At 73.9% G+C, this 10,316-nt stretch carries 9 protein-coding genes; 7 read left to right on the top strand and 2 right to left on the bottom strand.

Annotated features, from left to right (window positions below; all coding sequences use genetic code 11):
• Nucleotides 1-367, bottom strand: a 367-nt coding sequence (locus tag I6A60_RS35375; RefSeq protein ID WP_307874026.1) for a sigma factor, incomplete at its 3' end; no start/stop codon positions are given.
• Nucleotides 368-580: 213 nt separating this feature from the next.
• Between I6A60_RS35375 and I6A60_RS35370 the strand changes: the two genes are divergently transcribed.
• The 5 genes from I6A60_RS35370 (at nucleotide 581) to I6A60_RS35350 (ending at nucleotide 5,324) form a co-directional block, all read left to right on the top strand.
• Nucleotides 581-1,738: a phosphotransferase family protein gene (locus I6A60_RS35370; protein ID WP_203022724.1), complete on the top strand. Its 1,158-nt coding sequence runs from the start codon at nucleotides 581-583 to the stop codon at nucleotides 1,736-1,738.
• Nucleotides 1,739-1,793: 55 nt separating this feature from the next.
• Nucleotides 1,794-2,888: a hypothetical protein gene (locus tag I6A60_RS35365; protein WP_203022723.1), complete on the top strand. Its 1,095-nt coding sequence runs from the start codon at nucleotides 1,794-1,796 to the stop codon at nucleotides 2,886-2,888.
• Nucleotides 2,889-2,979: 91 nt separating this feature from the next.
• Complete coding sequence (locus I6A60_RS35360) at nucleotides 2,980-3,312, top strand: YnfA family protein (protein WP_203022722.1); 333 nt, start codon at nucleotides 2,980-2,982, stop codon at nucleotides 3,310-3,312.
• Between the two features lie 81 nt (nucleotides 3,313-3,393).
• Nucleotides 3,394-4,011, top strand: a complete 618-nt coding sequence (locus I6A60_RS35355) for a SigE family RNA polymerase sigma factor (RefSeq protein ID WP_203022721.1) — start codon at nucleotides 3,394-3,396, stop codon at nucleotides 4,009-4,011.
• Nucleotides 4,008-5,324 (top strand): hypothetical protein, encoded by a 1,317-nt coding sequence (locus I6A60_RS35350; protein ID WP_203022720.1) that lies wholly within the window; start codon nucleotides 4,008-4,010, stop codon nucleotides 5,322-5,324. The genes I6A60_RS35355 and I6A60_RS35350 overlap by 4 nt, the downstream gene beginning before the upstream one ends.
• A gap of 598 nt (nucleotides 5,325-5,922) precedes the next feature.
• On the opposite strand, the gene I6A60_RS43200 is transcribed toward I6A60_RS35350, so the two are convergent.
• Nucleotides 5,923-7,605 (bottom strand): serine/threonine-protein kinase, encoded by a 1,683-nt coding sequence (locus tag I6A60_RS43200; protein WP_203011974.1) that lies wholly within the window; start codon nucleotides 7,603-7,605, stop codon nucleotides 5,923-5,925.
• 214 nt (nucleotides 7,606-7,819) lie between these two features.
• Here I6A60_RS43200 and I6A60_RS35340 point away from each other — a divergent pair, with 214 nt between their 5' ends.
• Nucleotides 7,820-8,827 carry an ABC transporter ATP-binding protein gene (locus I6A60_RS35340; protein ID WP_203011972.1) on the top strand — a complete coding sequence of 336 codons (1,008 nt, stop codon included), beginning with the start codon at nucleotides 7,820-7,822 and terminating at the stop codon, nucleotides 8,825-8,827.
• A complete protein-coding gene (locus I6A60_RS35335; protein WP_203011964.1) occupies nucleotides 8,824-10,086 on the top strand; it encodes an ABC transporter permease in 1,263 nt (420 codons plus the stop codon). The genes I6A60_RS35340 and I6A60_RS35335 overlap by 4 nt, the downstream gene beginning before the upstream one ends.
• Nucleotides 10,087-10,316 lie beyond the last annotated feature (230 nt).

Raw genomic sequence — 10,316 nt, 5'->3', positions numbered from 1 at the left:
CCGCCCCCCGGCCCGCGGCCACGACCGCCGCCGCGGGTCCGGGTACGGGCGCCCCGGTGGCCGGGTCGCCCGCGGCGGGGGGGGCCCCCCCCCCCGGCCCCCCCACGACCAGCGGCACCTCGCCGACCCGGGCCCGCAGCCGCCGCCAGCGGCTCGTCGCCGCGTTGACCAGCGCCCGGCGGACGTACGCCTCGGGACTGCCGTCGGCGATCCGCGCCCAGTGCCGGTAGGTCCGCTCGAACGCCCCCTGCAGCAGGTCCTCACCGGCGGCCCAGTCCCCGCCGACGAGCAGCACCGCGCTCAGCAGCAGCCGGTCGGCGGCCCCGGCCACGAACGCCTCGAACGCCAGTTCTTCATCGGCGCGCACCCTCGCCCCCTCCTGTCCGGCTTGTCCCAGTCGAAACGCGCCCGACCCCCGCCACGATGAGCGGCCACCCCCACTGGCCCCCACGCGGGGGCGATTGACACGGCAACGGGCAGGAGTTAGAACCAGTTTCAGTTCTGTGGCGTGGCTCACGACCGGGACGGCTGGCCGCCCCGCGGCGGACCCCCGAGGCGGACACAGCGGAAGGGACTCGGCGTGCAGGCACAGGAACGCGACCCTGAGTTAACCCGGACCCGGCTCGCCCGCTGGCTCGAACCCCGGCTCGCCGCCGGGGCCGGCGGCGTCGACGTCGGCCCGCTGACCAGCCCCGAAGGGCTCGGCTTCTCCAACGAAACCCACCTGTTCGACGCCACCTGGGGCCACGGCACCGCGCGCACCACCCGCCGGCTGGTGCTGCGGATCGCCCCGACCGTCTACCAGGTGTTCCTCGAAGCCCGGTTCGCCGAGCAGTACCAGGTGATGGCCGCCCTCACCGGCGCCGACCCGGGACTGCCCGTGCCCGAGCTGTTCGGCTACGAACCCGACGCCACCCTGCTCGGCGCCCCGTTCTTCGTCATGGGCGCCGTCGACGGCCGCGCGCCCAACGACAACCCGCCCTACCACGTCGGCGGCTGGCTGCACGACGTCACCCCGGCCGACCGGGCCGCGATGTGGTGGGCCGGCGTCGACGTCCTCGCCCGCATCCACCGCCTCGACCCGCACACCCTCGGCCTGGGCTTCCTCGACAACCCCGAGCGGGGCCGCACCGGGATCGACCAGCAGCTCGCCTACTACGAGCAGATGCTCACCTGGGCCGGCGCGAAGGCGTTCGACACACCACCCGAACCCCTCGCCTCCGCCCGGGACTGGCTGCGCGCCCACCAGCCCGACGAACCCGACCCGCCCGTGCTCCTGTGGGGCGACGCCCGGATCGGCAACATCCTGTTCGACGACGAGTTCCGCGCCGCGGCGGTCCTCGACTGGGAGATGGCCGAGCTCGGCGCCCCCGAGACCGACTTCGCCTGGTTCCTCTTCCTCGACCGCCACCACTGCGAGGGCTGCGACGTCCCCCGCCTCGACGGCTTCCCGTCCCGCGCCGACACCGTCGCCCGCTACGAGCAGCTGCTCGGCCGTCCCGTCCGCCACCTCGACTACTACGAGGTGTTCGCCGCCTACCGGTTCGCCGTGATCATGCTGCGAATCCTGGTGATGTTCGTCGAGCTCGGGATGATGGACCCCACCACCGACATGATCACCAACAACACGGTCAGCCGGATGCTCGCGACACTGCTCGACCTGCCCGCCCCCGGCGCCCCACCCGACCGCGACACCCCGCGGACCGCACCCGCCGGCGCCCCCACCGCCACCGGCTGAGACCCCCGCCGGGCCAGCCGCACCCGAGCCGCAGACGAACCTCCAGGAGCGCCCCGTGCTGTCGCCGCTCGACGACTACCCCGTCCACCAGACCGCCGCGCCGATCCGCGAGGTCGCCACGTCAGACCGCAACTTCTACGACCGCTACTACTTCAACTGCGGCTCCCACACCGGCGACACGTTCCTCGTCTTCGGCCTCGGCCAGTACCCGAACCTCGGCACCGCCGACGCGTTCGCGCTGCTGCGCCGCGGCGACGAGCACCGCGTCGTGCGCGCCTCCGCCGAACTCGGCGCCGACCGGCTCGACACCACCGTCGGCCCGCTGCGCGTCGAGGTCGTCGAAGGCCTGAAGAAACTGCGGTTCGTCCTGGAACCCAACGACTGGGGCCTGTCCGCCGACCTGACGTTCGACGCCGCCATACCCGCAACCCTCGAACCCCGCCAGATCATCCGCGGCGCCGCGAACCGGATCATCATCGACGCCTGCCGGCTCGCCCAGACCGGCCGCTGGACCGGCACCTTCACCGTCGACGGCCAGACCACCCAGGTCACCCCCGACACCTGGTGGGGCACCCGCGACCGCTCCTGGGGCATCCGCCCCGTCGGCGAACCCGAACCCCCCGGCCGGCCAGGAGAGTTCCACACCCTGTTCTGGCTCTACCTGCCGATCCAGTTCCCCGACCACTCGGTCATCGTGATCCTCCAGGAGGACGAGGCCGGCAACCGCGCCCTGGAGGAGGCACTCCTCGTCTGGCCCGAGGCGACCGGCCGGCCCGCCGAACAGCTCGGCCGCCCCGACGTCACGATCGAGTTCCAACCCGGCACCCGCGTCCCCAGGAGCGCGACGATCCGGTTCACCCGCCGCGACGACAAGATCCCCGAGATCACCGCCGAGGTCCAGCTCGCCGCCCACCTCGGCGTCGGCACCGGCTACGGCTTCGACCCCGGCTGGAAGCACGGCATGTACCAGGGGCCACTGACCGTCGACGGCGAGACCGTCGACCTCACCGACCCCGCCGTCGCCAGCCGCCTCGTCGGGATCACCGACAGCCTCGCCCGGTTCACCCGCGACGGCCAGGTCGGCTACGGCCTCTTCGAGCTCCTCGCGATCGGCCCGCACCGGCCCACCGGCCTCACCGGCTTCCTGTAAGACCGCCCGGCGGGGCCGCGTCACCGCTGGGTAGCGTCTGGCCCGAAGGCCACCCGACCGGGCGGCCCGCCGAGGAAGCCGCCTGCCTGCCGTGGACGTCGCCCGCTCCGCCGCCCTCTTCGCCGTCGCCGCCGTGTTCGAGATCGGCGGGGCCTGGCTGATCTGGCAGACCGTCCGCGAGCACCGCGGCTGGGGCTACGCCGCCGCCGGCGTCGCCTCCCTCGCGCTCTACGGCTTCCTCGCGACACTGCAGCCCGACGGCCACTTCGGCCGCATCCTCGCCGCCTACGGCGGCATCTTCGTCGCCGGGTCGATCCTGTGGGGCGCGCTCGCCGACGGCTACCGGCCCGACCGGTTCGACCTCGCCGGCGCCGCCGTCTGCCTCGCCGGCATGGCGATCATCATGTTCGCCCCCCGCGGCTAGAACCCCCGCCGGCGCTCTCATCGCACACCGCCCCGGCCGCGTCAGAACAGGAGCATTTCTGACATTCCGAGGAGGCGAGGGGTGCACGCAGATGAGGAACAGACCTTCGAGAGGTTCGTCGCCACCGTTGCCGACCGGCTCCTGATGAGCGCGATCCTCCTCGTCGGCGGCGACCGCGCCGCCGCCGAGGACCTCGTCCAGGGAGCCTTCGAACGGACCTACCTGCGCTGGTCCCGAATCACCGACGGCCACCAGGAGGCCTACCTGCGCCGCGCCCTCGTCAACGGCGCGACCAGCCGCTGGCGACGGCTACGCGCCCGCGTCATCGAGGTACCCCTCCAGGACGACGGCCCCTGGACCCTCGACGTCGCCGCCCCGGCCGTCGACCACGCCGACCAGCTCACCCAACGCGCCAGCCTCATCCGGGCACTGGCCACCCTGCCACCGCGGCAGCGCGCCGTCGTCGTCCTGCGCTACGTCGACGACCTGCCCGAAGCCGACGTCGCCGCCGCCCTCGGCTGCTCCGTCGGCTCGGTGCGCTCCCAGGCGTCGCGCGGCCTGGCCCGGCTACGCGACAGCGAACACCTGCGCGCCCTCGGCCGACCACCCACCGGCCCGGACATCCTGACCAACGGCCGGCGCCGCCAGCCCACCCCGTACTACGCGGCCGCCCCCCAGCCCGAGGGAGACCAGCTGTGACCCTCAGACGACCAGCCGCGACCCTCACCGACCCCGAACTGCTTTCCCACCTGCGCGCCCTGGGCGACGGGAAGCCCACACCGGGCTTCGGCCCCACCTTCCCCGACCGAATCCGCGACGGCGCCCACCGCCGCCGCACCAACAGTCGGATCGCCACCGCGTTCCTCGTCACCCTCGTCGTCATCGGCGTGCCCCTGGGCCTGCTCGCCACCACACGAGGCGACACCAGAGCCAGCCCAGCGGCGGCCGTGTCGACCTCCGCGGCGCCCTCCGCCGTCGCCTCGTACGGCGGAGTCACCGCCACCTGGCTGCCCGCCGGGGTGACCCACACCGTCGACAACACGGTCGTCCCGGACCCGTCCGCGCAGCCGGGCGAGTTCCGGCTCTCCCGGCGCGACGTCACCACCCCGGCGCTGACCATCCAAGGTCTGCGCTTCGCCCCCGGCATATTCCTCAGCCAGTTCACCGGAGCCCGACCACCCGCCACACCACCACCCACGACAACGACGCCCCACCCGTCGTCCCGCCCCCCGGCAGGGCCCGACCTGCTCTGGATCACCGTCTCGTGGGAACCGCCGGACGGCACCGGCCTGGCCGACCTCACCGACGCGATGAAAAACCCGTTCGGCTCCAACCAGTTCGGCGGCAGGATCACCACCTCCACGCGGACCGTCAACGGACGCCCGGCGATCTTCGCCACCATCGACGACCCGGGCCTGCGCGGCTGGCTCCCCAGCGAAGGGACCTACAACCACGACGCGCTGCTCGCCTGGGCCACCCCGTCCGGCGCCCTGCTCACCGTCGAGTCCGCCACCGCCACCCCCACCGACCTGGCCGCGCTGCAACGCGTCGCAGACGGACTCGTACTCGGCACCCGGCCGCCGAACCCGACGACACCGGCAGCACCGGACGCCACCACCGCGACCGCCGCGCTCGACGCCGTCCACGACGCCTTCGCCGTCGGTGTCAGCGCGGACCGGTTCGCCGCGGCCGTGCAGGGCGGCGACGCGCTCACCGCCACCCACACGGCCCTCCTCGCAGACAACCCCCAGTTCGGCCCCGCGCCCGAGCCCCCCACGAACGCCGTGGCCTGGCGGATCGAGCAAATCGACCCCGACACGGTCAGCGCCGCCTTCAACCTGGCGTACGACGACCTCCACATACCGGGGGACAGCTCAAACCCGGCCAACCTCTCGCACTACGCCGGAAACGCGATCATCGTCCGCACCTCCACCGGCTGGCAGGTCAGCAGAGACACCTTCTGCGACACGGCCAGCTCCATGGGTATCGAACCGGACTGCCCACCGGCCTGACCGGACCGAGCCCGCCTCGGCCCCTGGCGCCGGCCGGGCCACGCCCACCCGCGTGGCCCGGCCGGCGAACGCATCTCGCGGCCCAGCCCGGGACCACACCGGCAACCGGCCCCTTCAGCGGCGCCGCGCCCCCCGGCCAAGCTGAGCCTGCCGCGCCGCGAAACGCGCCCGCGACGCCTCCTGCCGGGCCTCCCGACAGGCCCGGCACTGCGTGTCCTCAGCCGGCGCCGCACCGCACGTCACACACAGCGCCACCCCGTCACCGCCAGCCGGCGCCTCCGAGCGGAACTCCTCGACGCCACGCCGGCAGTAGCAGCCCAACGCCGGACCAGCCAGACCGGCCACCACCGGCAACGCCGCCCCATCAGCCGACAGCCCGGCCGGCCCAGCCGCATCCTCGGCCCCCTCGGGGGCGGCACAGCAGGTCACCCACACCGCCGTCGGCCCGCCACCGAAATGCGCCGACCACGCATGGCCACACAGCGAACAGCACGCCCGCTCACCGCGGGACCCCACCTCGGGCTCGGCCACCCTCCCAGTCGACCACGCCGACCGGCCCACACGCACCACCCCGCGCCAGCCGCCGGCCCCACACCCGTCAGCTCGCCTTCTCCAGCGCGAACGTGCCGCAACCCTCGCCCCGCACCCGGCCGCCCAGCTGCTGAACCCCACCCGCCGACGTCGCGTAGGTGCCCGTCAGACCGACCATCAGATAACCGAACGGCCGCGACAGCCACACCTCCCCGTCGAGCACCACCTGGTCACCCTCGAACGTGCCCGACATCGTGTACGCCCCCGGCTGCACCCGCGGATTGTCCGGCGGCGCGCTGAACGTGAACACCGCGGTGACCAGACCCGGCGCCCCCACCACCGACAGGACGTCCAACTGCAACACGGTGGCACCCTGCGCGCAGCGATAGGTACCGGTCCAACGGCCCGCCAGCCGTTCCGCGACACCGGGGTTCGCCGGCAACGACGCCCCCGCTGGCGCGCCGGACGTCGCCGCGAGCAGCGCCACCGCCGGCGTCGGCGACCCGCCCGACCCCGGCGACGAACCACCGCCACCCCGGGTCGCCACCGCCGTGACCCCGGCACCCACCAGCCCGGCCACCAGCAACGCCACGACCGCCACCGCCACCTGCCAGGACCGGCGCCGCCCCGGCCCCCCACCCGCCGGCACGACACCCGGCCCCGACCACACCCCGGGATCAGAGCCACCACCCGCGGGCCAGGGCCCGACCGGCGTGACCACCGGCGTCTCCCACCCGACCCCACCACCCGGCCCGGACACCGCCCACGGCGACAGCGACGGCCCTGGCCCGGCGGCCGCACGGTGAGCCACCGCGGGACTCCACAACCGGTCCAACACCCCGGCCGTCGCCGCCACCGGATCCACCACGTCCCCGACCAGACCCGCCAACAACGCCCCCGCCGCCGGCCGCCGCCCCGGATCCCGGTCCAAAGCCGCCCACAACACCGGCAACAGCCGCTCCGGCACCCCAGCCAGATCCGGCGCCGCATACATCGACCGGTAGACCAACGCCTCCGCCGTACCCGACCCGAACGGCGCCCGCCCCGTCGCCGCGAACGCCACCGTCAACGCCCACGCCCACACATCCGCCGCCGGCCCGACCCGGCCCCCAAGATCGGCCTGCTCCGGCGCCAGGAAACCAGGGGAGCCGACCATCGCCCCCGCCCGCGTCACCTCCGCCGCCGTCACATCCCCCGCACCCGGCAACGGCCGCGCCATCCCGAAATCGATCACCTTCGGCCCCGCCGCCGTGACCAGCACGTTCGCCGGCTTCAGATCCCGGTGCACCACCCCGGCCGCGTGCATCGCGACCAACGCCTCCGCCAGCCCCACCGCCAACGCCTCCACCGACGCCGCCGGCAACGGGCCACCCAGCTCCACCACCTCCGCCAGGCTCGGCCCGGCGACATACTCCATCGCCAGCCACGGCCGCGCCGCCGCCGGATCCGCCGCCAGCACCCGGGCCGTACACGTCCCCGCCACCGCCCGGGCCGCGGCGACCTCCCGGCGAAACCGGGCCCGGTAGTCCGGCAACGTCGCGATCCGCGCGTGAACCAGCTTCACCGCCACCAGCCGGCCTGCCTCACCCGAGGAGCCAGGCCCCAGCCCCGTCGCTGCCGGGTCCACGGCCGCCGGGTCCTCCGCCGCACCGAGGAACACCACCCCCATCGCCCCGGCCCCGAGACGCGCGGTCAGCCGATAGCCACCCACCCACGTCGGATCACCCGCCTGTAACGGTCCCAGCGGCACAGGGCACTCCCTCCGGCCATCGGCCCGGCCCCCCGACCACGACAGGGGCAGTATGTCCGGCCACGACTCGTCCGCCGGCCACCACACACTTCATACCGCCGTGCGCCGACAGCCCAGGAAACCCCGACCACCACTGGCAGGATGGGGCACGCCCCCGGTCGCCGACCGCCAGCACCGACCACACCGGCCGCACAGACAGCCTGGAGGCGCCGCGATGCGCGACGGAGCGCTACAGATCGACGGGCTTTCCAAACGGTACGGCCACGTCACCGCGCTACGAGATATGACCTTCGAGGTCCGCGCCGGCGAACTGTTCGGCTTCGTCGGCTCCAACGGCGCCGGCAAGACCACCACCATGCGCATCGTCCTCGGCGTCCTGACCGCCGACGCCGGCGAAGTCCGCTACGACGGCCAGCCCCTCACCGTCGACACCCGCCGCCGGATCGGCTACATGCCCGAGGAACGCGGCCTCTACCCCAAGATGCGCGTCGGCGAACAGCTCGAGTACCTCGCCCAGCTCCACGGCATGACCGCCCCCGCCGCCCGCGCCGCCACCCGCGCCTGGGCCGAGCGGCTCGCCATCGCCCACCGCCTCGGCGACGACGTCCAGGCCCTCTCCCTCGGCAACCAGCAACGCGCCCAGCTCGCCGCCGCCCTCGTCCACGACCCGACCGTCCTCGTCCTCGACGAACCCTTCTCCGGCCTCGACCCGATCGCCGTCGACGTCATGAGCGACGTGCTGCGCGAACGCGCCGCCGCCGGCGTCCCCACCGTCTTCTCCTCCCACCAGCTCGACCTCGTCGAACGGCTCTGCGACCGCGTCGGCATCGTCTCCGCCGGCACCATGGTCGCCATCGGCTCCGTCGACGAGCTGCGCGCCGACGGCGAGTCCGTCCTCGTCGTCGACGCCCCCGACGCCCCCACCGGCTGGGCCGACACCCTCCCCGGCGTCCAGGCCACCCGCCGCGACGACCACGGCCGCACCGAGCTGCACCTCGCCACCGGCACCGACGACCAGGCCATCCTGCGCGCCGCCCTCACCACCGGGCCCGTCCGCGAGTTCGCCCACCGCCGCCCCACCCTCGCCCAACGCTTCCGCGAGGTCGTCACCCATCAGCCCCCCGAAGCCGAACCCCCCGCCCGCGGCCGGCGACGAGCCATCCCCACCCAGCTGGCCCGCGGCGCGGGCAGACCGGCACCCGCCGAGGACGGTCACGCATGAGCGGCACCCTCGAACGCGACGACGACCAGCCCGCCGCCCGCGCCACCGCCGACGCCGTCATCCCGCCCGGGTCCACCCGGGTGCTGTGGCTCATCGTCCGCCGCGAGGTCACCACCCGGTTCCGTTCCCGCGTCTTCCGGATCATGACCCCGCTGTTCGTCGTCGCCCTCCTGCTCGGCATCGGCGCCGACGCCCTGTTCAGCGACACCGGCCCGACCCGCGCCACCGTCGGCCTCCTCGCCACCGACGGCCCCACCGCCACAGCCCTCACCGCCACCGGCCAGACCGGCGGCCTCGACGTCCACACTGTCACCATCACCGACCCCGCCGACGGCGAACGCCAGGTCCGCGCCGGCATCCTCGACGCCGCCGTCACCGCCACCAGCCCCACCGGCCTGCGCGTCGTCGTCCGCCACAGCCTCGACGACCTGTCCACCGCCGTGTTCACCGCCGTCGCCCGCCAACAGACCCTGCGCGCCGAGATCACCACCCTCGGCGGCGACCCCACCCAGATCGACACCACGGTCGCCACCGCCGGCATCCACCTCGACGTCCTCGAACCCACCGACCCGCACGCGAGCTCCCGCATCGGCCTCGGCGTCATCACCGGCATCCTCATCTACATCTCACTGCTGATCTTCGGACCGGCCGTCGCCCAGGGCGTCATCGAGGAGAAGTCCAGCCGCGTCGTCGAGCTCCTGCTCGCCACCGTCAAACCCTGGCAGCTCATGGCCGGCAAGGTCCTCGGCATCGGCACCGTCGCCCTGTTCCAGCTCGCCCTCTACGCCGCCATCGGCGTCCCGTTCGGCCTGCGGACCGGCGTCCTCAACCTGCCCGCCGCGATCGCCGCCAGCTCCGCGCTGTGGTCACTGCTGTGGTTCCTGCTCGGCTTCGGCGTCTACGCCCTGCTCTTCGCCGCCACCGGCGCGCTCGTCTCCCGCCAGGAGGACGCCGCCGGCGTCACCACCCCACTCGTCATGATGATCATCATCCCGTATGTCATCGGGATCTCGATCCTGCCCGGCAACCCGCACTCCGGCCTGCTCGCCGTCCTGTCCGTCCTCCCGTTCACCGCCCCACTGATCATGCCGATGCTCATCGCCGCCGGCACCGCCGCGGGCTGGCTCATCGCCCTCGCCGTCACCGTCAACGTCGCCAGCATCGTCGTGCTCGTCCGCCTCGCCGGCCGCGTCTACGCCGGCGCCGTCCGCCGCACCGGCAGCCGCGTCCGCCTCACCGAAGCGCTACGCGCCCGCTGACCGGCCGCACGGCGAGTCCAAACCTCGGTTTGTTGGGGCTGCCTTCAGTCCTTATGTTCCTGTTGTGATCTCCAAGATCAAAAAGAGAGTCTTGGCACGTCAACAGCGTTGACTATCTTGTGGTCGGGGCAGCGGGCTTTCACCTGGACCATCACGTTGGAGTGGGGGGGGGGGGCCGGGGCGGGGGGGGGCGGCGCGGGGCGGCCGCGCCCGCGCCCCCCGGCGGGGGG

Origin of the sequence: Frankia sp. AgB1.9, from assembly GCF_016786355.1 — a bacterium.
Lineage (GTDB): Bacteria > Actinomycetota > Actinomycetes > Frankiales > Frankiaceae > Pseudofrankia.
The sequence above is the reverse complement of the archived record's forward strand: the minus strand, read 5'-3'. Positions and strand labels throughout refer to the sequence as shown.

Bases quoted from the DNA above. Each gene is read 5' to 3' on its own strand.
- I6A60_RS35340 (WP_203011972.1), top strand. From the start codon at position 7,820: ATGCGCGACGGAGCGCTACAGATCGACGGGCTTTCCAAACGGTACGGC.
- I6A60_RS35335 (WP_203011964.1), top strand. From the start codon at position 8,824: ATGAGCGGCACCCTCGAACGCGACGACGACCAGCCCGCCGCCCGCGCC.